General features: G+C 41.1%; 22 protein-coding genes and 1 tRNA gene. 12 read left to right on the forward strand and 11 right to left on the reverse strand.

Going from position 1 to position 25,668, the window contains the following annotated elements; all coding sequences use genetic code 11:
* Positions 1–117: 117 nt before the first annotated feature.
* On the reverse strand, positions 118–621 hold the full coding sequence (locus V7O62_RS03355) for a hypothetical protein (RefSeq protein WP_406657605.1): 504 nt from the start codon (positions 619–621) through the stop codon (positions 118–120).
* A 276-nt stretch (positions 622–897) separates the two neighbouring features.
* Between V7O62_RS03355 and V7O62_RS03360 the strand changes: the two genes are divergently transcribed.
* The 3 genes from V7O62_RS03360 to V7O62_RS03370 are packed head-to-tail and all read left to right on the forward strand — an operon-like array spanning position 898 to position 4,083.
* Positions 898–1,479: a helix-turn-helix transcriptional regulator gene (locus V7O62_RS03360; protein ID WP_406657606.1), complete on the forward strand. Its 582-nt coding sequence runs from the start codon at positions 898–900 to the stop codon at positions 1,477–1,479.
* Positions 1,476–2,345 carry a hypothetical protein gene (locus V7O62_RS03365; RefSeq protein ID WP_406657607.1) on the forward strand — a complete coding sequence of 290 codons (870 nt, stop codon included), beginning with the start codon at positions 1,476–1,478 and terminating at the stop codon, positions 2,343–2,345. The genes V7O62_RS03360 and V7O62_RS03365 overlap by 4 nt, the downstream gene beginning before the upstream one ends.
* Positions 2,338–4,083, forward strand: coding sequence for a HEAT repeat domain-containing protein (locus V7O62_RS03370; RefSeq protein WP_406657608.1), 1,746 nt, complete (start codon positions 2,338–2,340; stop codon positions 4,081–4,083). The genes V7O62_RS03365 and V7O62_RS03370 overlap by 8 nt, the downstream gene beginning before the upstream one ends.
* 25 nt (positions 4,084–4,108) lie before the next feature.
* Here V7O62_RS03370 and V7O62_RS03375 read toward each other — a convergent pair whose 3' ends face one another.
* Complete coding sequence (locus V7O62_RS03375) at positions 4,109–5,611, reverse strand: dihydropteroate synthase-like protein (RefSeq protein WP_406657609.1); 1,503 nt, start codon at positions 5,609–5,611, stop codon at positions 4,109–4,111.
* Positions 5,612–5,707: 96 nt separating this feature from the next.
* The gene (ftsZ, locus tag V7O62_RS03380) at positions 5,708–6,892 is read right to left on the reverse strand and encodes a cell division protein FtsZ (RefSeq protein WP_406657610.1); all 1,185 of its coding nucleotides are present in this window, start codon (positions 6,890–6,892) and stop codon (positions 5,708–5,710) included.
* A gap of 400 nt (positions 6,893–7,292) precedes the next feature.
* On the opposite strand from ftsZ, the gene V7O62_RS03385 reads away from it, so the two are divergent.
* The 4 genes from V7O62_RS03385 (at position 7,293) to V7O62_RS03400 (ending at position 11,589) form a co-directional block, all read left to right on the forward strand.
* The gene (locus V7O62_RS03385) at positions 7,293–9,032 is read left to right on the forward strand and encodes a site-2 protease family protein (RefSeq protein ID WP_406657611.1); all 1,740 of its coding nucleotides are present in this window, start codon (positions 7,293–7,295) and stop codon (positions 9,030–9,032) included.
* 61 nt (positions 9,033–9,093) lie between these two features.
* Positions 9,094–10,107: a potassium channel family protein gene (locus V7O62_RS03390; RefSeq protein ID WP_406657612.1), complete on the forward strand. Its 1,014-nt coding sequence runs from the start codon at positions 9,094–9,096 to the stop codon at positions 10,105–10,107.
* Positions 10,104–10,808: a potassium channel family protein gene (locus V7O62_RS03395; RefSeq protein WP_406657613.1), complete on the forward strand. Its 705-nt coding sequence runs from the start codon at positions 10,104–10,106 to the stop codon at positions 10,806–10,808. The genes V7O62_RS03390 and V7O62_RS03395 overlap by 4 nt, the downstream gene beginning before the upstream one ends.
* 31 nt (positions 10,809–10,839) lie before the next feature.
* Positions 10,840–11,589 carry a sulfite exporter TauE/SafE family protein gene (locus V7O62_RS03400; RefSeq protein WP_406657614.1) on the forward strand — a complete coding sequence of 250 codons (750 nt, stop codon included), beginning with the start codon at positions 10,840–10,842 and terminating at the stop codon, positions 11,587–11,589.
* Positions 11,590–11,744: 155 nt separating this feature from the next.
* Here the strand turns inward: V7O62_RS03400 and V7O62_RS03405 are convergent, their stop codons facing one another.
* The 3 genes from V7O62_RS03405 to dmpI form a co-directional block, all read right to left on the reverse strand.
* A complete protein-coding gene (locus tag V7O62_RS03405; protein ID WP_406657615.1) occupies positions 11,745–12,050 on the reverse strand; it encodes a TIGR04076 family protein in 306 nt (101 codons plus the stop codon).
* 13 nt (positions 12,051–12,063) lie between these two features.
* Positions 12,064–12,438 (reverse strand): winged helix-turn-helix transcriptional regulator, encoded by a 375-nt coding sequence (locus tag V7O62_RS03410; protein WP_406657616.1) that lies wholly within the window; start codon positions 12,436–12,438, stop codon positions 12,064–12,066.
* Positions 12,439–12,535: 97 nt separating this feature from the next.
* A complete protein-coding gene (dmpI, locus tag V7O62_RS03415; RefSeq protein WP_406657617.1) occupies positions 12,536–12,727 on the reverse strand; it encodes a 4-oxalocrotonate tautomerase DmpI in 192 nt (63 codons plus the stop codon).
* Positions 12,728–12,904: 177 nt separating this feature from the next.
* Between dmpI and V7O62_RS03420 the strand changes: the two genes are divergently transcribed.
* A tRNA-Arg gene (locus V7O62_RS03420) sits at positions 12,905–13,000 on the forward strand.
* Positions 13,001–13,390: 390 nt separating this feature from the next.
* Here the strand turns inward: V7O62_RS03420 and pheT are convergent.
* Complete coding sequence (pheT, locus tag V7O62_RS03425) at positions 13,391–15,013, reverse strand: phenylalanine--tRNA ligase subunit beta (RefSeq protein WP_406657618.1); 1,623 nt, start codon at positions 15,011–15,013, stop codon at positions 13,391–13,393.
* A gap of 418 nt (positions 15,014–15,431) precedes the next feature.
* On the opposite strand from pheT, the gene V7O62_RS03430 reads away from it, so the two are divergent.
* From V7O62_RS03430 to rnhB, 3 genes are read left to right on the forward strand one after another with little or no spacing between them, the layout of a single operon-like run.
* On the forward strand, positions 15,432–17,624 hold the full coding sequence (locus tag V7O62_RS03430; protein ID WP_406657619.1) for a type II/IV secretion system ATPase subunit: 2,193 nt from the start codon (positions 15,432–15,434) through the stop codon (positions 17,622–17,624).
* A 17-nt stretch (positions 17,625–17,641) separates the two neighbouring features.
* A complete protein-coding gene (locus V7O62_RS03435; protein ID WP_406657620.1) occupies positions 17,642–19,819 on the forward strand; it encodes a type II secretion system F family protein in 2,178 nt (725 codons plus the stop codon).
* A 38-nt stretch (positions 19,820–19,857) separates the two neighbouring features.
* Positions 19,858–20,514 (forward strand): ribonuclease HII, encoded by a 657-nt coding sequence (gene rnhB, locus V7O62_RS03440; protein ID WP_406657621.1) that lies wholly within the window; start codon positions 19,858–19,860, stop codon positions 20,512–20,514.
* A 42-nt stretch (positions 20,515–20,556) separates the two neighbouring features.
* On the opposite strand, the gene V7O62_RS03445 is transcribed toward rnhB, so the two are convergent.
* The 4 genes from V7O62_RS03445 to V7O62_RS03460 form a co-directional block, all read right to left on the reverse strand.
* The gene (locus V7O62_RS03445; RefSeq protein ID WP_406657622.1) at positions 20,557–23,088 is read right to left on the reverse strand and encodes a PGF-pre-PGF domain-containing protein; all 2,532 of its coding nucleotides are present in this window, start codon (positions 23,086–23,088) and stop codon (positions 20,557–20,559) included.
* A 192-nt stretch (positions 23,089–23,280) separates the two neighbouring features.
* Complete coding sequence (purQ, locus tag V7O62_RS03450) at positions 23,281–23,976, reverse strand: phosphoribosylformylglycinamidine synthase subunit PurQ (RefSeq protein ID WP_406657623.1); 696 nt, start codon at positions 23,974–23,976, stop codon at positions 23,281–23,283.
* Positions 23,973–24,224 (reverse strand): phosphoribosylformylglycinamidine synthase subunit PurS, encoded by a 252-nt coding sequence (gene purS / locus V7O62_RS03455; protein WP_406657624.1) that lies wholly within the window; start codon positions 24,222–24,224, stop codon positions 23,973–23,975. The genes purQ and purS overlap by 4 nt, the downstream gene beginning before the upstream one ends.
* A gap of 95 nt (positions 24,225–24,319) precedes the next feature.
* Positions 24,320–24,907, reverse strand: coding sequence for a CDP-alcohol phosphatidyltransferase family protein (locus V7O62_RS03460; RefSeq protein WP_406657625.1), 588 nt, complete (start codon positions 24,905–24,907; stop codon positions 24,320–24,322).
* A 265-nt stretch (positions 24,908–25,172) separates the two neighbouring features.
* Between V7O62_RS03460 and V7O62_RS03465 the strand changes: the two genes are divergently transcribed.
* Positions 25,173–25,556: a hypothetical protein gene (locus V7O62_RS03465; RefSeq protein ID WP_406657626.1), complete on the forward strand. Its 384-nt coding sequence runs from the start codon at positions 25,173–25,175 to the stop codon at positions 25,554–25,556.
* Positions 25,557–25,668 lie beyond the last annotated feature (112 nt).

A 25,668-nucleotide genomic window follows, 5' to 3' on the forward strand; every position in this document is an offset into this window, starting at 1 on the left:
CGTTGCTGGATGACCTGTTACATAATTTTTTACAACTCGGCTATAATGAATAATATAATATATAAATGTAGGCTGAAATAGGAAATCCCCAATATGAATCTGTCGATTGAAACTTACTCAGTAACCTCCACCTACCTGAAGAAGTTCAAAACCTATATTTTCAGGCACTTCAACCCTGAAAACAAAGACATTGTAGCGTAATCTTCTGGCAACTGAGATAGCATTTTTCTCTTTTGGCCCTAACTGGCCATCCATACTTGCAATACAGAAAGATTTTTTTGTGTCCCTGATGAGGAAATCAAAATACTCTCCATAATCGTCAAGGAATCCAATAAGTTCTTCCAGTTCTTCCCACCTCTCACACATATGAACGTGTCTGGTTGCGGAATTGCTCACATACCAGTCAAGACTCATATAAGGATATTTATCATATTGTTCTTTCAGATCATCGTGTGCCTTGCGGATCGCAGAAACATCATTCCTGAGGTCTACCCATTTCCACCCCTGCTCAGCAAAATATCTTGCTGCCACAATGGCAACTATCTTATCCATATCCTGTTTTTCAAGTTCCACGTAAACACCTGCTGCATATAATGACGCTATTACATTTAATTTTATCATTTTGATTACAAAAGTTATTCAGAAACGGGAAGTTGGCATTACTGACAGAATTGATTATTTTTCTACTACATACCTAATTAATTATTACTAATTTGAAAATAATAGATTCTCGCCAGAGCATGGTTGAACCAATAATGGATTAAAAATAGACCCTACCTGAAAACAAGCATCTATGGACGGTGGTTCCAAAATATGAAACGTCTTGTCCGATCGTCACAGCCAAAATATATCATTTGTTTCATCCTTCAAGATAATTGTAAACAGTGAGATGGTTACTTGAGCAATGAAAAAACAAAACTCATAATCTCAGCAGGAATTCTGATCCTGACAGTGGTAATTGTGACAAGTACGTTGTTACAGGATGCACCTGTAGTCATACAGGTCGAAGGTGAATCTTTTAAGATAATTGAGATTCCCTATTCCTATACTACAGGTGAAGCATACTTGCTATTGATATGTGGCTTTTTTTCAGGATTTGCATGTTACCACGTATTTACGGACCTGAAAATTCGTCCTTTTACCAAAGAAAGGGTTCTGCCCATTGAAGAAAAAACCATAATAACTCCACAAACACCGGATACCTGTGAACAGAAAGCGGAATCTATCTCGACTTCCCCCGGTATGAAAGAAGTACTTCTTATGGCTCTTGAGGGTGATGAAAGAAAGGTGGTTCAAACTATCATTGAAAATAGCGGGTACATACTGCAGAACGAACTTGTGAACCGGCTTGATTTCTCTAAAGCCAAAACATCGCGCATCCTGTCCAATCTGGAAAAGAAAAGAATAATCAGCAAACAGAAGTACGGTCTGACAAACTGCATCTCACTGACAGAAAAGATAAGAGGTGAGAACAAATGAGAAAAGAACTTTTTCTGATTCTTGCGGGCATCATTCTTATTTCTGTCATTGTCTGGTGGAATTACGATAGTAACGTAGATGTAAATATTAAGGAGATAATTGCACCTAAAACCCTGGGAGTAGATACCTTAAAAAGCGATAGTCTGAACCAGGTAATAGTAGTTGTCCAGAATAATGAACCAAGACCTGTGGAAATTAAACTTGAGACAGACAATGCGTTTGTAGACGAAAACGGTAAAAGTAGAGATACTTACATCGTATTCGGATACGACGGTCTGACCTACAGTGACATTGTTTCTACAAGAGATAAAATAGCCCTTCAGCCCGGAGAGAACAGATTAACACTTTTGATGGGCTACAAAGTTACGGGAGAACAGGATGTCCATATAAAGATCATTAACAATGAAATCCTACTTGATGATGAATCATTCACCGTAGAAGTCCTGCCTCCAGAAAACACTGTAGAACTTACCTATAAAAAATCCACAGATGGGAACCTGGAAATTTACGAGATAAATGCTTATGTATTAAATAACGGCCAGGGGCGGGCAGAGAATGTTGAAGCTAACCTGAGTATAATTGACCCGAAAACTAACAAAACAATTTCATCGGAGACAGTTTACCTGGATGTTCCTGCATATTCCAAAAGTTCATTTAGTACCTGGAAGGGACATGCTGCAGGAATCATAGAACTGAGTTCAGGAAATAATTCAGTTGAGAGATACATGCCTGTGCAAGTAGTTGCTAAAGGGAAGGTTGGGGATCAATATCTAGTTAAACTTACTGCAAAGTGGCATGAAGAAAACGTTGAAACAGAAATACTAATTCCGGAAGAACCAGATGAAAAGGGGGAGAATAATGAGTAAAAAAACATTTGCTATCAAAATGGTTTCCGCACTTATAGTACTGATAGCTGTCCTGGGCTCAGGATGCGTATATCAGGAAAAAACGAATACTACAACTAGCAATGATTTCCAGAATAATAAAACATCTGGTTATGATATTTCTTTAACAAAAGATAAGCTACAATTCATAAATAATCCTTGTGAGCAAGACAATGTAAGTAACTGGATTAGCATCATGACAGATGATTTTGAAACTGAGAGAAACAGAATTAATGCGGCTGAAAGGCTTGTAACATCACAAGATAAGAGAGCCTCCGAACCATTTGCAAAAATACTTACAGATTATGATGAGTCAAAGTCTTTACGTGCTGTAGCAGCAGTCGGTTTAGGAAATATAGGAAATGAGAAAAATACCGATGAACTGATAGATGCACTTGAACTTGGTGATGAATACTGGGCAGTCTCCAGGAATGCGGCTGAATCTTTAGGAAAAATAGGAGATGAGCGGGCAGTTAATCCACTCATGAATATCCTTGAAAACAAAAGCCAATATTATGAGATACGCGCTGCTGCAGCAAAGTCACTTGGTCAGATAAAAGCTGAAAACGCTGTTGAATTACTAATTGAAAACCTGAAAGATGATAAAAGCCTGGTTTGCGAAAATGCTGCCTGGTCACTGGGAGAAATCGGTGATGTACAAGCGAGTAAGCCTCTGACGAACGCATTGAAATACGAAGATGAGATGCTAGTCTATGAAGCAGCTGTTGCTCTGGAAAAAATGGGGAAACCTTCAGTAGGTATCCTGATAGATAATCTGGATTACCGAAATACGGATATGAGGAAGAATTCGGCCCATGCGCTTGGAATAATGGAAGAGCAATCTGCCTTTGAACCGCTTCTTAAAGTTGCAGAGGACAGGAAAGAAGATGAAGATGTGCGTGCGAATGCCATATGGGCACTCGGAAGAATTGGAAATGAGGATGCTATTGTTCCCTTAATTTCAATTCTGGAAAACAAGAACGAGCCTGAAACTGTAAGAAAAAAAGTTCCAAAGACACTAGTAGCAATAGATGAAAAAGAAGCAACCACACCATTAGTCGACAATCTTGATGATGCGAACATGGAAATCAGGATAAGCATCATACGTGCATTTTCTGTAACCGAGGATAATGAAGTCATCAGGTCTCTTGAGAGAATGATGCTTAACGACGAACAATGGCGTGTCAGACATGAAGCTGCAATGAGATTAGGTGAGATTAGCGGCAGAAATTCAACACCTGCATTAATTGAAGCGTTAAATGACGAATACTGGGGTGTGCGTTGTACTGCAGCAGGAAGATTTGCTTTACTAAAAGACAGTAATGCAACCGAGCCCCTTATCAATGCACTTGAAAACGAAACAGAACAGCAGCTCAGATATACCATAACACGTGCCCTAGGACAGATAGGAGATAAAAGAAGTGTACAGGAACTTACCAGAATAGCAGAAGATAGAAACGAATATCTTAGTGTCAGATTGCACGCTGCAGAGGGTCTTGGAATAGCAGGAGACAAAAATGCAACCATTCCAATGACAGCTATATTACTTGACAGGAATGATTCACCGGACTTGAGAGTAGCTGTTGCGAACTCACTTGCAATTCTCAATGATCCAAGAGCAATAGAAGCTCTTGAGCAGATTGCAAAAGATGAAGACGATTATCCGGTTGTCACTGAAAGTGCCAAAAAGGCATTAGAAGAGATTCAGGAAGCTTCCTGATATCTTTCATTTATTAAGAAGCCGACTAAAAATCGTCATCCTGCGAATAACTTCTTCCGAAATTCAGGGCAATTTCCGCCTTTTTGAGTTCCTGCCCCAGATAAGCCGCATGCTCCATCCTTGAAACCAAGTCCAGGTCCAGAATAGTATCCATGATCTCCCTTGCGGTTTTACCAACGATGGAGGTATCACCATGTTCTGCAAGGATGCATCCACCTTTTCCATAGCGATGTGGAATTATGCTTATCCGAATACTACCTTTTGGATCAAGTGTCCACATCTTACTTTTTTCTGCCCTGACAAAATCTTGTGGAAGAGCAGAATCAGTGCGCCTTCGTTTTTCTTTTATTTCGATAAGATCTATGCCAAGATCCTTGGGAGAGCTTTTGCGCTCTTTTGCAAGCATCATCATCTGTGAAGCCTTTTTGAGCTCATCAATTGAGCCCTGGGTCTTGTTACTGTACTCTGGTGTGAAAAGTATGCTTGCACCAACATCAGCCGCAATACCACAAAGGGTTGCATTCACACCTGTAGAATCAGCATCAACGAGCTCCGTTACATTACCGACACCGAAGAACACAGGCACATCCGGAAACATTTCGTGAAACTTACTGTAGCGAACGATAGAACCTATAATGTCGTGTCCGATAGGATCAAGAACAGGATCTGCAATTATCTTGCTCACACCCAGCCTGCGTGCTTCGGTTATATTCCTCACAAGACTATCCAGCCCTTCTCCTGAGTTAGGAAGTACTACTGCTGCGACATTTGAGCCAGCAAGTTGCGGAGCAATAATAGATATATTACTACTATCCAGACTAAGAACCAGATCAACACCGGTTTCAAGTGCCTGGGTGAGCAGTTCCGGATCGAGTGTGTCTATGCTGACAGGAAGCGATGTAACAGACCTTGCGACCCTTATGGCCCGGTCAACATCTTCGGGTTCTGCATGCAGGGAAGCTCCTAGGTCAATTATGTCAGCACCTTTTCGCACAAAAGATTCGATTCTTTCGGAAAGGGTATGAGAGTCCAGACCAGTGGCATCGACTACTTCCGCCATTACCTTCATACGCGAATTGCCACCTATTTTCAACTCACTCACAGCAATTACAGGAACTGCCAGAGTTTCCAGCTCCCTGATTTTCTCCAGGGCTATTTCCCGCCTTACATCCGCAAGTAGTTCACAGGCAGGTATCTCAGTTGAAAATTCAAGCTGATCTACAAAAGACAGTACAAAACCGAGGTCATAGGCATGCTTGGGGCCAAGGCGTATCCTGCAGCCAAGCTCACTGGCAATCCTTGAAAAATCACCTGAAACGAGACCCGGGATAAAGATAAGATCATACCCAAGATTGCTATCCGAATCAGCATCTAGTGAGGGGTTATCTCTTTTGATGGCTGCCATCAGCTTTCGAGGAGTAATAAATGCCGCGATCTCCGTATCAACAACGAGGACATCAGCGTTTTTACCTACCGAATCTCTCACGGTTTGCTCTGCAAGGTGACCCGTAGCAACCAGTACTTTCATGGCTTAAAATAGTAATTTATGCAGATAAGAATATCTTTCAAAAATAATTGCATTGCCGGAGACCAAAAGTCCGGCAGCAATTGAATCAGAACAGATTCAGTGGATGATATCGATAATAGATCCACCAGCGTTTTTGGTACTTACAGGCTCAACAACTGAACGCCTGACCTTGTTGACAGGAGTGCTTGCATGCCTGTAACCATTCGGAGCTTCGGAAACCGGATTTGAAGCGGCTGCAGCTTCACCGAACTGTGGGCCAAGCACTTGAGCCGACTGGACGCCGGTCATGATAGCCATAACACGTACCCTGCCTTCGTACTCATTGGTAATGCGGGCTCCCCATATAACATTTGCACGGGGTGACAGCTCATATGTAAGTGAAGCAGCGATATCTTCGGCTTCCTTCAGACTGAGGTCCGGACCTCCTGTTATGTGTACAAGACTACCGGTAGCACCTCTGTAATCAACATCAAGCAATGGATGGTTAAGTGCGGAACGGACAACATCATCACTCTTGTCCTGGTTCTTGCTTTCACCTACGAGCATAACGGCTACTCCACCACAGCCCATGATAGACCTGATATCAGCATAGTCGAGATTGATGAGTGAAGGCTTTGTGATAGTTTCGGTAATACCCTTAACGGTCTCGGAGATAAGCTGATCCATTACGGAAAATGCCTGATCTATTGGAAGATTGGGCACATACTCCAGAAGCCTGTTGTTGTCAAGAACAATAACCGTGTCTGCAGCACGACGGAATTCTTCAAGTCCTTCTTCCGCTTTGACTGCCCTTGCTCTTTCAACTCTGAAAGGACTGGAAACCATACCTACAACAATAGCTCCCTGTTCTTTTGCAATTTCAGCTACAACGGGGGCTACACCGGTACCGGTTCCTCCTCCCATACCTGCTGTAACGAAAACAAGATCTGAGTTCTTAAAGACCTCTTCAAGTGTGCCACGGGCAAGTTCTGCTGCTTTTGCACCGACTTCAGGGTAACCTCCTGCACCCAGTCCACGGGTCAGTGTTTTTCCCACAAGGATCTTCTTGTCGGCACGGATAAGGTCAAGATGCTGCTTGTCAGTGTTGATTGCAACAGTCTCTGCTCCCTCAATTCCGAGGTTATAGAGCCTATTGATAGTGTTATTGCCTGCACCGCCACAACCCACGATCATAATCCGGGGCTGACCAAGAATGTCTAGCTGGTCATCTACTGCTATTGTCTGGCGGTACTCCTTTTCTTTTTCAGTGTGTTTTAATGCTTCCTGAACTATCGATTGCACATTCATCCCCTCACGGATATGTTACATCACGGTATAGTATTCGCTTTTTAGGCTTTGCTCTTCAACGCCGAACCATTCATCAACGTTTATCAACGTTTCACAATTCTATGATTGCTATATTTCCTTTATTGTTTTTATACTTATGCTTTTATGCAACTCAAACATGAAACCTGAGAGCCTCTTTCAATTTCTGGGCACACTAAATCCCCATGTGGCAAAGAACCCAAAATCAAGCAAGCTATACTTTGTTTTATATTTAAAAATAGCAATATATAAACATATCTAAGTTGCTTTTTTATATGATAGGATATATAAGGGTCTTAAATCACAGTGGCTTAGATGCTATTATTTTTGGAAAATAATCAAAACCCACATTCAATATCTGGATCGGAGAGTTTTTTTGAACGAAACCTACCTTGCATTGGCACTTTTTTTAGTGTATTGGCTTATTGTGTTAATCCTTAAACGAAAGGGAATTCTGGAAAAATATAATATTAGTACCTATGGTCCCGTACTAATGATACGGACCACAAAGGGACTTGAGATACTCGACAAGCTTGCAAAACCCGGGAAAGCCTGGAAACTATATGCAAATATCGGTATAGTGCTCATGTTCATCGGCATGATTGCAATGTTCATGGTAGTGATCCTTTCGGACATAGCACTGCTCAGTTCAATAGGAGACAATACCATACCCGAACCGGGCAAATTCAATGAAGCAAGGAATATTTTCCTTATACCCGGTGTAAATGAGTTCATACCGCTTACCTGGGGAATCATTGCACTGATAGTAACCCTTGTGGTGCATGAATTCTCACACGCTATCCTCTGCCGGGTAGAAAACATCAGGGTAAAATCTATGGGAATACTGCTCGCACTTGTGCCCATAGGAGGCTTTGCCGAACCGGACGAAGAAGAGCTTTTTGGCAAGAAAGATGAAGACGATGAACAGCCGGACCCCTATGGTGACCGCAGGCTGGGAATTGTTATAGACAAAGAAGAACCTGAGAAAAAAATAACACGCTACGAAGAAGTGCCGGAGAAAAAAGCTACCCGGAACCAGCGGGCAAGAATCCTGGCAGCCGGTGTGATGGCTAACTTCGTTGTAACCCTGATAGCCTTCTCCTTGCTTTTCGGACCTGTACTCGGAGCAATGTCTCCACTCGGAAACACCATGGTAGTAGACGTTAATGAAGACTCTTCCGCATATGCTGCCGGAATCAGGGAGAACATGGTCATTACCCAACTTGATGACACCAGTATAGCCAATGCACAGGAGATGCTGTTTTATCTTGATTCTGTTGAAATGGGATCTACTGTCCGGGTCCATGCTGCCACCGACAGGGTAGTCTCCACATATGATGTGAAAGTAACAGAATCAGAACCTGATATAAAAGGTATCAGGATACAGAATACAGTGGAAGGATCACCTGCTGAAGAAGCTGGTCTGGAAGAGGGAATGTACATACTTAGTATAGACGGAAATACTATGAGGACAGTCTCGGATTTCACTGATTATATGGGATCGACTGATGTCGGTCAAAAAGTCATAGTAGAAATTTCAAACGGACAGGAAGCTACCAAAGAATATGAAATCGAGCTTGCACAACACCCAGACGCTGATAAAGGCTATCTGGGAGTTTATACCCAGAGTGACGGATATGTGGAAACATCACTTGGATTCTCCGTTGGTGAATTTCCTGCACGCGAATATCTTGAGCTTCTAAAACAGATACCATCAATGCTTACCGGAATTGCCGGTTGGGTCATAATCCTCGGACTTCCGATAATCGGATTTACAGGAGAAGGATTCCCCGGATTCAGCGGTACACTGGCACAGTTCTATGAACCGGTGGGCTGGGCCGAGCCCCTTGGAATCGGACTTTTCTGGATAGCCAATTCCCTGTTATGGATAGGATGGCTCAACTTCTATGTAGGCCTGTTCAACTGCCTTCCTGCAGTACCTCTGGACGGAGGACATGTTTTCAGAGATTACCTGTATTCAGCAGTATATCGTTTTACAAAAAGCGAACCAAAAGCAGAGCGCTTGTCAGCTTCCATTTCTGCGACATTTGCATTGCTGATACTTATGTCATTTATACTGATGATATTCGGACCATACCTGGTACATGGATTTTGAAGAAAACAGAATGATTAAGAGTTTAAAGGTCAATTGAAAATGAGATAGTTCTGGCGATATTATGAGAATTAGAAACCTCATACATAAAACGATCTTAAAATCTATTTCATTTGCAGTTGTCCTGATCCTTGCCTATATCTTTATCTTCATTCAGATAATGAGGTATGAACAGCAATATGAATTTGCAAACATCTTCAACGCTTTCTACTGGGTAATATCCACAGTCACAACCGTTGGTTACGGGGATATTGTTTTCGAGTCAATGCCCGGCAAAATGTTCTCCGTATTCGTGCAGTTGTCAGGAATTCCCCTTGTATTTGCGTTTTTGTTCTCGGTTGTGATCACCCCCTGGCTGGAAAAGAACGTACATTCAAGCTTGCCAACAAAAACATCCAGGAACCTGAAAGAGCACATAATTATCTGCGGATACAACAAGCTGGTTGAAACTCTAATAGAGGAGTTAAACGAAGATGATATACCTTACGTGCTCATTGAAGAAGATGAAGAGCTAATAAAAAAGCTTCTCAAGCGCAATATTCATACTATTGCCGGAATACCTTCCGAAGAAGAGACATTAGAAAATGCCAACATTTACACAGCACGCTTTGTCATTGCAAATCGCTCTGACGAGATGAATGCAAATATCGTCCTGACAGCCCGCAAATTGAGCAATTTGAAAATCATTGCTGTAGTCGAGGACAGTTCCAATAAAAAATACCTGAAATATGCAGGTGCTACAAGTGTAGTATCACCAAAGGAACTGTATGGCAGGTTCATTGGAAGAAAAGCGGCAGACCCCTTCGTAAGGAGGCTAACTGGAGCTACTGAGTTCTTTGAAGGAGTAAGTATAGTTGAATTCCCGATATATCCTAAAAGCCCACTTATCGGAAAAACAATCAGAAATGCAGCTATCAGGGAAAAAACCGGCGTCAACGTTATAGGTATGTGGAAAGGAGGAAGTTTATCCTTCAATGTAATGCCCGAGGATATTATCAAGGATAACTCGGTGTTATTGGCCATAGGCACCACTGACCAGCTATCTGAACTTAGAAAACTTACCCAGCGTTTGGAATGATAATCATGGAGCTTGCAGAAGAGGGACACCTGATAATACTGGGATGCGGAGACGTTGGGAAACGAGTGATTGAAACCCTACAGCATGCAGACATCAATTTTATTGTTATTGATTCCAATCCCCAAAAACTTGAGAATGCAGACTTCAAACACATTATCGGTAATGCAACTGATGAAGAGATACTTGTGCAGGCAGGCATCAGGACCGCTTCAGAAGTCATCATAACCTTAAACGATGACACTGATGTTATATTTGCGACTCTCATGGCACGTGGGTTAAATCCAAAATCCACAATAATCTCAAGAGCTAATTCTTACAAATCAATCGATAAGATATACAAGGCAGGTGCTGACTATGTTGCGGCACTTTCCATTGTTGCAGGCCAGATGCTTGCAAAAATGACCTCAAATTGTCTTGAAGCTTCCTGCAAGAGAATGGACGAGGACATAATGCTTTATGAAGGTATTGATATTGAAAAACACCTTATTACCAGGGAACCGGAATTGGTTAACAAGACAGTTGCGGAACTGGACCTGAGAACTTCTGTGGGCTGTACAATAATAGGTATCGAACGAAATGGTGAAGTAATTACCGATGTCCTCCCCTCCACTGTTTTAAAGAAAGATGACATCGTTGCTGTTGTTGGTGGAAGGGAAGAAATTAGCCGTTTCAAGGAAAAGTATGTAAAGAGATCTAAATGAATACTATACACCGAATTCAGGCGTTGAGATAATGGAAGATATACTGATCGTACTTGCTGTTTTTTTTAGTTCGATCATATTTTCCATGCTTGGGCTTGGTGGTGCCATTTTCTATGTGCCTTTTTTTTACTGGACAGGTATGGAATTAGTCGAAGCCATTACTGTCGCATTATTGTTGAACATCGTGACTTCAAGCTCAGCAACTGTGATATACCTGCGTAAAAAACTGGTTGACCTGCACATTGCAGTACCTTTCATCGTAGCCTCTGCTGCAGGTGCCCAGATAGGTGCCTATTTTACAAGACTTGTTCCGGTTGATATGTTGCTTTTCTTTTTCGCGATCCTGATGATAGTTGTAGGATTGGAAATGATCTTTGCAAGGATTGAGAAATTCTACCGTGAAAAAAAGATAAACGGAAGCAAAAAGCTGTTAATCGTGAGTATAGGAGGGCTTGTAGTAGGTATTCTTTCAGGTCTGCTGGGAATAGGAGGAGGTTCTTTTATAGTCCCAATGCTTCTTTTGCTTGGCTACGGCATTAAATGTGCTGCCGCTACTTCCGGCTTTATTGTGATATTCACATCCCTGTCTGCATTTATTGCACATGCAAGCTCATGGGAACCCGATATCTCAATGGTTATCTACATTGCACTAGCTTCGTTCACAGGAGCACAACTTGGGTCTCATCTGATGTCTGGCAGGATGAAGGCTGAAACTCTGAGAAAAATGTTTGGAGTTATACTATTACTCATGGCTGCAAGGATAATAAGCGGGTTGCTGTAATAGAAACATTTAATGTAATCTGTATCAATCAGTACATCTTTGTGGGCTCGTGAGATGGTCAGGATATTAAGCTTCGATGTGATCACATCACAAGTTACTCACTGCCCAGTCATTCGTGTGGCTTTATGACCAGACCATACCTATTTGCGGGATTACTATACTCTCTCAATTTTGAATACTACCGGCCTGAATGGATCCGTACAGATCGCCAGTGTTGACTTTTTATTAATCATAATATCAAACTCTCCTCCGGTAGCAATAGTAAGAATGGAGGGGCGGATATCGGCCCATGCCCAGGCACAAAAATTATCCGGCATTTCAAAGGGATCAGAAACTAAATACTCCTGATTTTCTTCAACTCTATCACAAATCTTCATTCGTTCTGGATTTTCCAGATATGCATTTACTAATTCATCGTCAAATCCTTTTTTTACTACTGTTATCTTGCATGGATGAAACATCTAAAAACTCCTGTCATTTAATTTGATTTTTTCTGGTTTCAAATGCAGGATGCTCTGTGACCTTGAAGACTTCCTCTGCCCATACCAGTGACCACTCTCCAAATGGAAGCAGCAACTCAAAGAGTTCTTCGCCTCTCTGAGTCAACTGGTACCCCTCCAGTGTACGCTCTACAATATCTGCCTCTCTCAGGTCTTTGATACGTTTATTCAATATCGAAGGAGAGATAGATTCGCATCGCTTCTGGAGTTCCCTGAAGGTAGCAGGTCCTTTTTGTAGTTGCCAGATTATTCCCATCGACCAGCTTCTTCCCAACAGGTCGAAAAGCGCCATAATGGGGACTCCTGATTGGGACCCTCTGACTGATTCACCGGGACTTGGAATTGACATATTTACACCTTGATAATCAGTTCATCTTTGTGTAAGGTTATTGAAACTCTTTTCCTTCCTGGTGATGGGAAAACAGGACAACTAGCATCCTGATCATTTAGTGTGCATGTTTTTCAGACAATACCTGACCGCCGACACCAATATTATCAAGATCAAGCTCCTCAATCAAAACAGTGTAAGCATTCTCAGGAATATTGGTAACTTCAGATGCTGCAGACGTTAGTTTCTCGATCAATTCTTTTTTCATTTCTGCCGGAATCTTTCCCGCTTTCATTATAATCACTGGCATATTTTCTCCTCATTTACTATTTTATTGCAGCTTGCTATTTAATAGATAGCTTGCTACAATAATAGTAGCACCTGAAGTATAAAATAGTTTCCCAGTATCATCGAACTGAGTTCATTCGATCTTTCCTACTGTGATAGAAACCTTTAATACAATCGGTATCAATGAGTAAATCCCTATGGGCTCGTAGGGTAGCCAGGATATCCTCATGGGCTTCGATGCAGTTTGAAGCTGTGAAGTCACCCATTGACCCGTGTTCGAATCGCGGCGGGCCCGCTATTTTTTTTAAGCAGAATAGATATTACAAGTCAGGAAAAGTAATCAGGAAAGAGGGATACAACACTGTACCCCTGTAGTTCCGATTAATGTGGCCTGAAACAGACCAAGCCTATAGTGTACGATAGAGCTATATAGGCAGTATATATGGCTTACATATAAATATTTCCGTTTCACTGAAATCTTTGGCGCAACAAAAAAATTGTTTTTGCATATTTGTCCTCTTATTTAAGTAGAACATGAGTATTACAAAAATACAAAATGTATTTTATAACTCCATCATACAATATCAAATAAAGAAAAAATCTAAAAAGAAATTAAACATGAAAATGGGTTACGGCAATAAATGCCTAATTATATTAAGACACTTAAGCCCGAAACCAGGAAATATTAATTTTTGCCAAGATCAATTTCAAATCCTACAACCGGCTGCCCCAGTCCAAAATTAACTATAACCTGAGGGTCGAACTCACCCATAACACCAATTTTTTTACCGTTCATAATTATGTCTGCTCTTCTGCCTTCCAGAAAAGTCGGGTCTGTTGATTCCGAAACTTCGTATTCCAGCATTCTTTCCCTCATGACGGCATCAAATAACTCCCTTACTTCCGTGAAGTTAGCTTGGGCATTGATTGATACAGCAGCGAGATGCAGGCCGCCTTCTCTATTAACAACCACGTCACCTGCCTCGAATATACGTTGAGGAAGTTCTCTGTGCTGATTCATGGAAAGGATTTCCATTAGATTTGGAAGAATCGTGGTTCTCACCATAGTCTGGTCTTCACTTATTGGATGCATGACATATGTAACATCATCAGTAAGTTCCCTACACATCCACTCAAAATGAATTTTTTCGCTTGTCAGAGTGAAAGGCATGACCTGCTGGTAGCCAAGGCCTGTCATTATTTCCCTCATAGAAGAACCGATGTCAGATAGTTCATGGGAACTGCCAACAGTTGCATTCATAGGGAACACTGCGGGTATTTTGTTGAAACCATAGCCAATAGCAATATCCTCAATGATGTCAGAATTGTCCAGGATATCTGCACGATAGCGGGGTATCATAACTTCAATGACACCATCCCCAAGTTCCGTGGCACCAAATCCCATACGCTTAAGCTGCCTGATTATTTCCTCACTGGAAAGATCCATACCTATCAAAGAATTAATCTCCGACCTTTCCAGTATTTTGACACGAGGTGTAAGGTCGAGAGGAATCTGCTCTGTACCATCCGCCTTGATTACTTTCACATACTCGACCTGGCCACCGCGCTCTGCAAGTGCGGTTGTCACAATATTAAGTGCAGTGTATACTTCATCACCCAGTCCCGTGACATCCACCAGCAGATCGGTAGTATTCTCGTTTACCATCGTTAATGTACCATTGATTATTGGAGGGAATGAAAGAACATTTCCATTGGAATCCAAAATAAGAGGGTAGCTCTCAAAGCCTTCCAAAATATGTGCAAATCTCACACCCTTTGGATGTTTTTCAAGTATCTCCCTCATGGACATAGGTTCTGTGAAATCAAGCGGGATGAACTCAAAGTCAGGGTCTGCTGCAATATAGCGGAAGGGAGGCTCTACCTTTGAGAGATCGTGTACACCGATTGATACTTTCTTCCTGTCGCGCCCAAGACCCCAATGAAGGGACTCCTGGAGATCCATAAGACTCTTAATAGAAGCAGAACTAAAATTTACACCTCTTACGACAGCACACCCGAATACCGGACGAATGTCCTCTATTCCAGCATCCTTTGAGATCTCTACCTGGTACGGTTTGACCTCATACTCACGAAAACCGACTTCAATATCAAGGAAACCACGCATTGCACGTGCTACTCCCTCAACGCTGTAGAGATCAGGACGATCAGGGAAGAACTCAATATCTATGGATTTCTCTTCTATGCGCTCGATGTCCGCACCAATCATTGGCACACGTTCGATGATGGTATCCTTATCAGTCCCGGTTAATTCTTCAAGATCTTCATATGGTAGGGTTATTATAGGCATGCAGGCTATCCTCTCAATTCCAGATTGCTTTCATATTTCTACCTGAACATATCGACCCTTGGATTTAACTTTTTTGAGTGAACTGCTTTTGAATTTCATTTTCTGAAAATGAAACTGGAATGTTATGCACATAAAAATAGAGTTTAAAAGAGAATTTGTACAAACATTTCAAAATCCAGCACATCAAGGCGATTAAACAAGTAGATCATGTACATGCTGATTTTAAATATGTACATGTCAACAGTGCAGGAGAATTAAAGGTAAGCAGATTGGCAATAGAAACAACTTGAAAAAGTTATGATAGAAATCACCGGTAGTTCGGTAGCAGTCAATAATACAATAACTTTAATAATATGTGTAATTATAATATATACATAATATAATCTTGCATTTGAACATTCATCAAGCGGTGACATTAATGGCTGATGCTCAGATAGAAGATCCTAAAAAGAAAGAGCTTGAAAAAGCCAGGGAAGCAGATAAGGTTGATGATACGGCATCAACCTATGATAATCTGTCAGAGGATGGTGACCATTCTTCTGATTCTAACAAGACTGATCAGGATTGTGAAGAAGAAAATGATGATTCTATGGAGACCTCGAATCTCCTTGAAAAATTAGCAGAGATCAAGAAATCCGACCAGAAGCTCGAAGAAGAATTCACTTCTATTATCCAGAAAAGCCCAATTATAAAAAAATCCACAGATGACGGAGAAGAAAGTGTCTTGCTTCCTTCAGATAAAACTACAAATTCCGAAACTTCTACTGTTGTAGAAAGTGAAAGCATTTCAGGTTCATCGGAGGAGGATGTAGAGTTTAATATATTGCTTCCCAAGTCAGCGAGTTTCGGACCGAAAAAAACAGAATCATTTGTAAAAAGGAAAGAAGAGCCAGCCTTGCTTGAAAAAGATGAAGAGGCAGAAGCCAAGGTCAAGAGTATTCTGGAAGAAAAAGCTAAAGAAGAAAGCATAATCACCGTAGAAGAGGAAGAAGAAATCAAAGACCTTGAGATAACTCAGGAAGAAACTGAAGAAGAGCAAAAAGGTCTTGCAGGGAAGATTAAAAAACTATTCAAGCAGGCAGAGATCGAAATTGAAGCCTATGATCCTAACGTACATGGTCCGATTACTGAATTCAAGGGTGTGGATGGCTATGAAGAGGTAGAGCGCTATTGGGTCAATGAGCCATATACACTTATTGTCATACTTTTCAATGAAGACATTAACAACCACCTTTACTATATTGTGGAACCCGAACTGACCGATTTCGAGGAAGTACTTCTCAACGAAATCAAAGACAGGCTTCGCGATGTGTTACTTGTTGAAGAGATTTCAGAGGATGAAGAAGACAAAGAAAGGGTTCTTGACACCAAGATCTGGTCAATTATCCGGGATTATACCCTGGAACTAACACCTTCGATACTCGCCAAGATATCCTATTATATCAAAAGGGATTTTGTCCGTTTCGGAAAAATAGACGCCCTGATGTATGATGATTCAATTGAAGATATTTCCGGTAATGGACATGACGTACCAATATTCCTCTACCATCGTGCTCACCATAACATTGCTACGAACATTGTTTATGGGGAGGACGAACTTAACTCCTTTATAATTCAAATGGCACAGAGAAGTGGCAAGCACATCTCAGTGGCCGAACCTATGATCGATGCTACGATGCCTGACGGATCAAGGATACAGATGACACTGGGTACCTGTGTCACTGCGCATGGAAGTACTTTTACAATCCGTAAGTTCAGCGATACTCCGATAACCCCTGTGGACCTTATAAAGTGGGGAACTTTCTCTGCAGAAGCCATGGCTTATCTGTGGCTTTGTATCGAGAATAACAAGAGCCTGATCTATGCGGGTGGTACAGCGTCAGGAAAAACATCATCCCTTAATGCAGTATCTCTTTTCATTCCCGAAAAATCCAAGATTATTACTCTTGAGGATACCAGGGAACTTAAACTACCACATCCTAACTGGATTCCAAGTGTTACAAGGGATTCTTTCACTGCGGATGAGAGAGGAGCCGTGGACATGTATGATCTTCTCAAGGCAGCACTGCGTCAACGTCCCGAATACCTGCTGGTAGGTGAAGTCCGAGGTAAGGAAGCACTGACACTTTTCCAAGCAATGTCCACAGGTCACACCACATTCTCAACAATGCATGCCGATTCGGTCGCATCCGCCATTCACAGGCTTGAAAATCCACCTATTAGTGTCCCGCGTACAATGATCCAGGCACTTGACATTATGAGTATCCAGGCACAGACATACTCGAAAGGTAATCGTGTGAGGAGAAATCTCAAACTTGTAGAGATCATCGATATCGACCCCAATACCAGGAATATCAGAACCAATGATATCTTTGTATGGGACTCCGAATCCGATATTTTTGTCAGAACAGGTGAATCTAAAGCTCTTTTCGATATTAAGATGAGACGTGGTTGGGGACAGGGAAGAATAGATCAGGAGCTATACTATCGACAGAAAATACTTGAGTATATGGTAAACAACGGCATCAACAATTTTAATGAGATCTCAGGAATTATCAATTCATACCAGTCAACACCCGAAAAAGTACTGAAAAAATTGCAGTTGGCCTGACAACGGGGGGGTGGATCTTGAAAGAAAAAAAGGACTCTTCTGAAATCGACACATCCGAAGAAGAGATGGGGATTGAAGCAGTTGAAGAGTTTTCAGACAGCAACATCGAAGAAACTGTTTCTGCAAACATTAAGGCTAAAAATAAAAACGGGAAAAAGTTTGATGTTGATCCATACATCAAAAAAGCCACAGTATACTTCAATATAGCAAAAGGAATACCTTTTATCCTGCTTGGAACCCAGATCAAGGCAAGGAAGCAGAACTATGTGAACCTGCAGAAGCAATTGAATCAGGCACGTATACCGATATCCCATGAGATGTATATTTCAAATGCAGTTTTCTACTCGGTACTGGCAGGTGTATTGGGCGCTTTCCTCGGACTTTTACTAACATATATTATCATAGGACTGATAGGCCTTCCTGAAAATCTCACCAAACTCACCTTCAGCCCCGGCATGGCATTCCTTCTGCAATATAAAGAAGTATTCGTTGCTTTTTTCATTACTATAGTTTTTATTGTAGGGCTTGGAGGACTGGTCTATACTATCTTCATGTTATATCCCGGATTCCAGGCAGGCGAGAGAAGGTCCAAGATAGATATGCAGCTTCCTTATGCTGTAACTTTCATGTACGCCCTCAGTAAAGGTGGCATGAACATCATTGATGTTTTCAGGGCACTTGCACGCTCAGAAGACACATATGGTGAAGTCTCGAAGGAAGTTGACTCTATTGTACGGGACATGGATTATTTCGGACACGACCTGAGAACGGCACTCACCAATGCATCTGAGATCACCCCTTCGGAAAGGTTCCAGGATCTTATATACAATCTTCTGACAGTTATTGACAGCGGAGGAAATATTCCAAACTATTTCCGGGATAAATCAGAGCAGTACCTTGTCAAAGCCGAGGTGGACCAGAAAGGATTCCTGGAAACCCTGGCATTACTCGCCGAATCATATGTAACGGCATTCGTGGCAGGACCTTTGTTTATTATCATCATGGGTGTCATGATGGCAGTTATGGGCTCAGGTTCCGCAACCATGGTATATGCAATAATCTATGCAGTTCTGCCAATCGGGTCGCTTATGTTTGTAGTCATGATCAGCATAATTACTCCCACAGAGATGGGAGAACCAAAACTTCTCAATACGAATACTGTTCTGGATCATGGGATTCCCGAAATACCTTCATATCTTGCTCCTGTTTATGATGAGAGCGGAGAATTGATTGACGAAACTGAGGAAAAAATAAGAGAAAGAAATAATTTCGAAGCATTTGCCAAATCCAAAAAATCTCTTGCTCTGAAGAGGATAATTGAAAACCCGCTAGCTCCAATGTTCAAGAATCCTCTTACTACACTTGCCGTTACAATTCCACTTGCATTTTTAATTGTAGTGGGGTCCGTTTTCCTGAATGCAAATAGACTTGGTAATCTTCCAATGATGGTAGAATTCATTGATGACAAGATCGTGTTTGCAATTCTCTTTGTAATCATACCTCTTTCAGTATTCTATGAGATTAAACAGAGAAGAAAAAAGAAACTGGAAAGTAGTTTCCCTGATTTCCTGAAAAAGCTTGCAAGTACCAATGAAACAGGTATGACATTGAGAGATTCTATCAGGCTTATGGCTAAGTCTGAAACAGACGCTCTCAGTTCAGAGATAAAGAAAATCTGGCATGATGTTTTTTGGGGACTTGAGATAAATGATGCTCTCATAAGATTTTCCAACAGGCTGAGAACCCAGGTAGTCACCCGCTCTCTTTCCCTTATAACGAAAGCAAATGAGTCCAGCGGAGATATAGGCGAAGTTCTTATGGTTGCCGCCAGGGATGCTGCATCAGAACAGGGTATGAAGAGAGAACGTACCATGAGCATGATGATCTACATAGTCATCATCTACATCTCATTCCTGGTCTTTGTGGGTGTAATCTATGTTATTTCGACAACATTCCTCTCCGAGATGGCCCAGGCTGGAAAACAAATGGCTGAGACAGGTTCAACCTCTGGAGGTTTCCTTGGAAACTTCGATCTGGATGCCTATACACAGCTCTTCAAACACGCAGCTATCATCCAGGGACTGAGTTCAGGCCTTATGGCAGGTGCTATGGGCGAAGGAAGTGTTATGGCAGGACTTAAACACTCAACCATAATGATAATTATTGGATATGCTATATTCACCCTGCTCATCTGATGGTCAGCTTAAAATAGACAGATGAAGGGATAGGATATATGAAAGTAGCGGGAATAGATGAAGCAGGCAAAGGACCTGTGATCGGCCCTATGTGCATTGGGGGAGTACTTGTTGAAGAGTCAAAGATTAATGCACTGAAGAATCTGGGTGTTGCAGACTCAAAGAAAATTGCTCCTAAGAAAAGGGGACAACTCGCCAGCCAGATCGAAAAGTATTCTGAGAAGATCTTTGTGTTTGAAGTTTCACCGCAACAGATAGATGAGTTTCGTAGACTTATGAGTATGAATGACATCATGGTGCTTGCGTTTTCAAAGGTTCTTGAAGAACTACATCCTGATGAAGCATATGTTGATGCTGCTGACGTTAAAGAAGAAAGATTCGGGAAAAGACTCCTGCAGGAATATGCAAAAAAACACCCTGAAAGAGCAAAAGATATATCAATCGTTTCCAGGCATCAGGCAGATGCGATATATCCCGTAGTTTCTGCTGCTTCTATCGTTGCAAAGGTGCGCAGGGATGCGCTGATTGAAGACATCAAGAAAGAAATAGGCATTGATTTTGGAAGCGGATACCCTTCCGATCCGAAAACAAAACAGTTCCTGAAAGACTGGTTCAGGGAGCACGGAGAATTACCTGATATAGTCAGACATTCCTGGAAAACGGCTGAGAATATAGTGACTGAAAATTCTGAATAGAATTGCATACAAACTGTATAAAAAAAGAAGAGGAACGAAGTTTTATTTTCGTTTCCTGTACAGAATATATGCACCTGCAGACACAACCAGGACTCCACCAATTATTGGCAGAACATCAGTCCAAGCGTTTCTGCTTTTAGTTTCCACTTCTTCCAGAACTTCGACCGGGTAATCCTCTTCTTCCATGGATTGCAAAATAGGTTCATCGACAACTTCCACAACCTTGGTTTCAGAACTAATCGCAAATGGCGAGAAGCCAGGTGTCAGGCTTGCAAAATACACATATTCATTGTCTTCTGTTGTCATTGAAGTTTCAAGTACACTCCAGGAACCATTTGTATACCTGTACAGATTTACGGCATCATTTTCGATGTTGTTCTCATCCAGCCATGACTTTTCCACCTTGAAAACAATCTTCAGGTTTTCAACATTTTCAGAACTGACAAATCCGGCTTTACCAACCCAGATATTCATCTGTTGATAGACGTTTCCGGGAGCATTGCTGTCGGCGAATGAAGATCTGCCCTTTAGAACTTCAATAATTGCCTGAACATTTCCGGAATTCTTCAAGGAATCGAACTGGACAGATGTAATAGCATTGTCATCTTTCTTAAATTCATACATAACATGTGAATCTTTGCTGACATAAAAACTCTCGACTTCTTTTACAAGTATGTTCTCATACTTTTCACCGGTAGACCCACCGCCACCACCGCCTCCACTTTTACTACTGCTGCTTTTACTAGAGGAATCTGTATCAGATTCTTTCGGACCGATCCAGAAACTTGTATTGAACATCCCTACATTGCCTGCATTATCCGCAACATATATCGATGCAGTATGAGCGCCTGCAGCCAGACCTGTTGCATTGTACGAGGCAGAGGATTCATTTATGATTGCATTATCTGTTACATCGTTTGTGTCAACTGTAAAAATTATAGAACTTGTATTGATACCTGTGCGTGCATCACTGTAATTAAAGCGAACATATACTGAGGTAGTGCCTTCAGCAAATATCTGACCTTCTGAAGGTGTAACGTCTTCAAGTATAGGGAAGGTACTGTCAACATTTACTATTATATCAGAAGATGTTGAATTGATGTTATTTGCATTATCCTTTGCAATCGCTGTTACAGTATAATTTCCATCAGGAATTGAAGAAAGATCAAAATTACCTATCCATAAACCATTGGAAACTTCATAGTTTGCATAGACAGTTTCCGTGAAATTGTCGGAGACTGACGACAGAATGATACTGACGGTTGCTGCATCCTCCGTTGTGCTGGGCTCAGATACATTAACCATCAGGTCTGAATTGACATATAGTACACTTTCATTTGTGGTTATACCAGAGATGCTGTCGATAACAATCGAAGGAGCTATGTTGTCAACAAACACATCTACTGATTCCAAGACCTCCTCACCATGGATATCTTCACAAAACAAGTTCAAAGTATACATTCCATTTGGAAGAAGCTTTTCCTGCTGATCTGTTGAATTCCAATCAAATGTGTACATACCCATATTTGATACAAGCTTTTCAGTTATATTCTCCTCAAAAACAATAGCATCACTGTCATTTGTTATTGAAAATTCAGCTGATACATAATCAATGTTACTTAAGTTGACTTTTATATCCACTGGATTATTAACACTTATGGGCTTCACAAAACTTGGCTGCAAATAGTTTGTAATGCCTTTGATTTTTAAAGTAATGTTTACTTTAGGAGACCATGACATCGGATCTTTTACTTTGAAAGATATAGTATGATTTCCGACGGACAGATTTGATCTAGAAAAGCTTGACTTATTGCTTAGCAGATTATCAATGTTGGATCTCCACTCATAATCAGTAATATTCCTCCCATCTGGATCGATTCCGCTCCCGCTGAATGTAATAGTTTCACCGACTTCTGCAGAGGCCGAACTAATAGAAACAATAGTAGCCTCAGGAGCTGAATTTGCCTTAATTACCAAAAAACCATAAGCCGGATCCGACCACTGACCTTCACTGTCATTGACCCTGAAGCTTATTGTATGATTGCCTATACCCAAGAGCGAAGTATGAAGTTCTTTTCCGCGACATATTGTATAGTTGACATGACTTGAGCGCCATTCATGAGCTTTTTCGGAAGGGATGAAACTATAGTTATAAATGTGTACACCAAACAAGTCAACCTGCTCACCCTTGATTGCAGGATTTGGACTGATTGAACTAATTGCGACTACAGGACGTGTATCTGCCGAGATATACTCGATCTTTGTTAAGGAATCGGACCCATTTTCATTACTTACTGTCAGGCTTACGTCAAAAGTTCCTTTCATAAAAGTATGCGATGCATTCTGCAAAGTTGAATTACTGCCGTCACCAAAGTCCCACAACCATGATGTGGGCTCCCTGCTTGAAGTATCATTGAACTGAACTTTCAGAGGTACCTTACCTTCTATGCCTTCTATGACATAAGAAGAGAAAGAAGCTACAGGAGTAAAAGTTGTATCTTCAGAAGCATTTGCAATACCTATGCATAAGAACGATAGAATTACCATTGTAGTAACTAATTTAAGTTTGATCATACTACCACCACTCAATTAAAATAAGGACGTAAGATGCATAAAAGTGTTTCTAAATTGAATTTGGTAACACATGACAAATAAAAACTGTAAAAATTAGCTATAAAAATAAAAATGACTTTAAAAAAAGTAATCAAAGAATTACCAAATGGCAACTTTTTTGTTACTTAATTTTCATATTGCGGAATACGTAATTCAACGGTTGGAGATATACTCCACCATTGACTTAAATACCCTTAGCCCGTCAGAAGAACCAAGAATATCTTCAGATGCCCTCTCAGGATGCGGCATCATTCCAAGCACATTCTTTTGCGCACTAATAATGCCTGCAATGTTTTCCTGTGAGCCATTGGGGTTTGCTTCATCCGTTACCTTACCATCTTTATCAACATATCTGAAAGCTACCTGGTCATTATATTCCATGCTTGCAAGAGTTGACTCGTCTGCATAGAAATTACCTTCCATGTGAGCTATAGGAATGTTCAGGATTTCTCCTTTCTTAAAACCTGAAGTAAAAGGAGTATCCGTGGTCTCTACTCTTAGATATGTAGGTTCACACCTGAACTTAGGATAATCATTGGTGGTCAGTGCACCGTCGAGAAGACCGGATTCCGTAAGAACCTGAAAACCATTGCATATGCCAATGACCGGCTTGCCGGACTCCGCCTGTTTCCTGACCGAATTCATAATAGGAGTACGTGCAGCTATTGCGCCAGCCCTTAGATAGTCACCGTAAGAGAAACCACCTGGTATCACGACACCGTCAAATCGGTCGAGGTTTTCTTCCTTATACCATACAAGCTCGGCATCAACACCCACAACATCTTTGAAAACATGGAGGACATCAAGGTCGCAGTTGCTGCCACCAAACTGGACAATGGCAATACTCATTCTGTTTCCCTCAGGGAGATCTCGTAATTATGGATTATCGGGTTTGCTATCAGTTTCTGGCACATTTCCTCAACATTTTCTCTTGCATCATGGATATTATTTGCTTGAAGAGTGATAGTGTATTTTTTTGCTGTCCTGACACTATCTGTCTCATAACCTAAATGTTCAAGCGCTCTTTTGATAGTTGTACCCTCAGGGTCAAGCATACCTGCCTTAAGTTCAATAGTTACTTCAGCTTGATACTGCATCTTCGCATCCTCAGCTCTCTTTAAATAAGAATTATTAATAGATATCAGGCTTTAATAGAGCGCTCTATATTATAATCTTTGCCTAGGTTTTGAGTCTACGCAAGTGATTTCCTGGCATGAATAAGACGTTGCACAACTGTCACATGGGTAAGCACGACTATAATGAAAATAGATGCTCCAAGCATCCCTGTCATGGCTCCGCCTATTAATATAAGCATCCTTTCAGGCCTCTCTGCAATCCCTATGTCCATCTTCCGGGCACCCATGGCTTCAGCCCTCGAACGGGTATAGCTGACAAGATAGGAGCCAATAATAGCCATTACGGTCCAGAACCACAAAGGAAGCGAGAATATGTACATCTGTGGAATACTACCTGCTATTAGACCATAGATTATACCTGCAAATATCATTGCATCAGCATATCTGTCACACACCGAATCAAAGACGGCACCGAAAGCCGTCGAGGAACCGTTAGCTCTTGCAACCGCACCATCCAATGCATCGAAAAAACCGCTTAACAATATCATAAGGGCACCAAATACAAGGAAGCCCCTTGCAAGTTGTAATGCAGCATAAATGCTTACAAGCAGGCCTATTAAAGTCAATGAGTTCGGAGACAGAGGTATTCCTTTTGCCAATGGCAGGATTAATGCTCTGACTTTAGATTTTAGTTCGCTGAACATAAAGTTTCGTCCTTAGCTCTTCTCAGGATTCCATTATATTTTACTAGTGATTCTATTAGTATTTTAGTTATATGTAAGTTCAACTTTTCGTATACAGGAAAATGCTATCATAATTATGATGGTGATTATATCATATAGTATAGACAATTTTATATAGAAGATTGAGCAAGCAGAAATTGTACTGAGATAAAGCACGAAGATCCTGTGATCATATTAGTTGCATGAAGTACTCTTACCAGACTAGATTTTAAGCAGGGGCAATGAAATGAAGACCGAACGTAAGATCATAGTATCAGAAAACGGGAAATTGGTTCTGAAGAAGATATTACTCTCAGGTAAAGATGAAAATGGGAAGAATTTCTATATATTCGATCAGGACAAAAAAAAGGAAAGGAAAGAGAGTTATTACGAACGTGTTGAAAATAATTTCCTGCTGATAGGTCTTCTTAAAAAAATCGACATGTCCGGGCTGAATAAAGAAGAAATAAATCAGCTTATGTATCATAAACATGAGAAGGAAGAGAAATTCTTAAAGACTGGCGAAAGAAAAGGATTCAATCTCGGAGTAGACATGGACCCTGATGACATACTTCGGTTCTACATATCCCTTACACCTGAAGAAAGGATGGCTCTTAATTGCAAGCCGTAAAAAATATCTTGTTAAGCCTTAACTTTTCAGGGATATAACCATCCGGCAGAATCCCTGAAATCCCTAACACTACTTTTTTTAGTTATTGGATTTGATCCTGTTAACCTTTTGT

This window comes from Methanolobus sp. ZRKC2, assembly GCF_045291185.1.
In the GTDB taxonomy this organism is placed as follows: Archaea; Halobacteriota; Methanosarcinia; order Methanosarcinales; family Methanosarcinaceae; genus Methanolobus.

What these genes read in the sequence shown, in the direction of transcription:
- V7O62_RS03355 (WP_406657605.1), bottom strand. Translation starts at nt 621, where the DNA reads ATGATAAAATTAAATGTAATAGCGTCATTATATGCAGCAGGTGTTTAC.
- V7O62_RS03365 (WP_406657607.1), top strand. Translation starts at nt 1,476, where the DNA reads ATGAGAAAAGAACTTTTTCTGATTCTTGCGGGCATCATTCTTATTTCT.
- V7O62_RS03370 (WP_406657608.1), top strand. Translation starts at nt 2,338, where the DNA reads ATGAGTAAAAAAACATTTGCTATCAAAATGGTTTCCGCACTTATAGTA.
- V7O62_RS03375 (WP_406657609.1), bottom strand. Translation starts at nt 5,611, where the DNA reads ATGAAAGTACTGGTTGCTACGGGTCACCTTGCAGAGCAAACCGTGAGA.
- V7O62_RS03390 (WP_406657612.1), top strand. Translation starts at nt 9,094, where the DNA reads ATGAGAATTAGAAACCTCATACATAAAACGATCTTAAAATCTATTTCA.
- V7O62_RS03395 (WP_406657613.1), top strand. Translation starts at nt 10,104, where the DNA reads ATGATAATCATGGAGCTTGCAGAAGAGGGACACCTGATAATACTGGGA.
- V7O62_RS03400 (WP_406657614.1), top strand. Translation starts at nt 10,840, where the DNA reads ATGGAAGATATACTGATCGTACTTGCTGTTTTTTTTAGTTCGATCATA.
- V7O62_RS03405 (WP_406657615.1), bottom strand. Translation starts at nt 12,050, where the DNA reads ATGTTTCATCCATGCAAGATAACAGTAGTAAAAAAAGGATTTGACGAT.
- V7O62_RS03410 (WP_406657616.1), bottom strand. Translation starts at nt 12,438, where the DNA reads ATGTCAATTCCAAGTCCCGGTGAATCAGTCAGAGGGTCCCAATCAGGA.
- dmpI (WP_406657617.1), bottom strand. Translation starts at nt 12,727, where the DNA reads ATGCCAGTGATTATAATGAAAGCGGGAAAGATTCCGGCAGAAATGAAA.
- pheT (WP_406657618.1), bottom strand. Translation starts at nt 15,013, where the DNA reads ATGCCTATAATAACCCTACCATATGAAGATCTTGAAGAATTAACCGGG.
- V7O62_RS03430 (WP_406657619.1), top strand. Translation starts at nt 15,432, where the DNA reads ATGGCTGATGCTCAGATAGAAGATCCTAAAAAGAAAGAGCTTGAAAAA.
- rnhB (WP_406657621.1), top strand. Translation starts at nt 19,858, where the DNA reads ATGAAAGTAGCGGGAATAGATGAAGCAGGCAAAGGACCTGTGATCGGC.
- V7O62_RS03445 (WP_406657622.1), bottom strand. Translation starts at nt 23,088, where the DNA reads ATGATCAAACTTAAATTAGTTACTACAATGGTAATTCTATCGTTCTTA.
- purQ (WP_406657623.1), bottom strand. Translation starts at nt 23,976, where the DNA reads ATGAGTATTGCCATTGTCCAGTTTGGTGGCAGCAACTGCGACCTTGAT.
- purS (WP_406657624.1), bottom strand. Translation starts at nt 24,224, where the DNA reads ATGCAGTATCAAGCTGAAGTAACTATTGAACTTAAGGCAGGTATGCTT.
- V7O62_RS03460 (WP_406657625.1), bottom strand. Translation starts at nt 24,907, where the DNA reads ATGTTCAGCGAACTAAAATCTAAAGTCAGAGCATTAATCCTGCCATTG.
- V7O62_RS03465 (WP_406657626.1), top strand. Translation starts at nt 25,173, where the DNA reads ATGAAGACCGAACGTAAGATCATAGTATCAGAAAACGGGAAATTGGTT.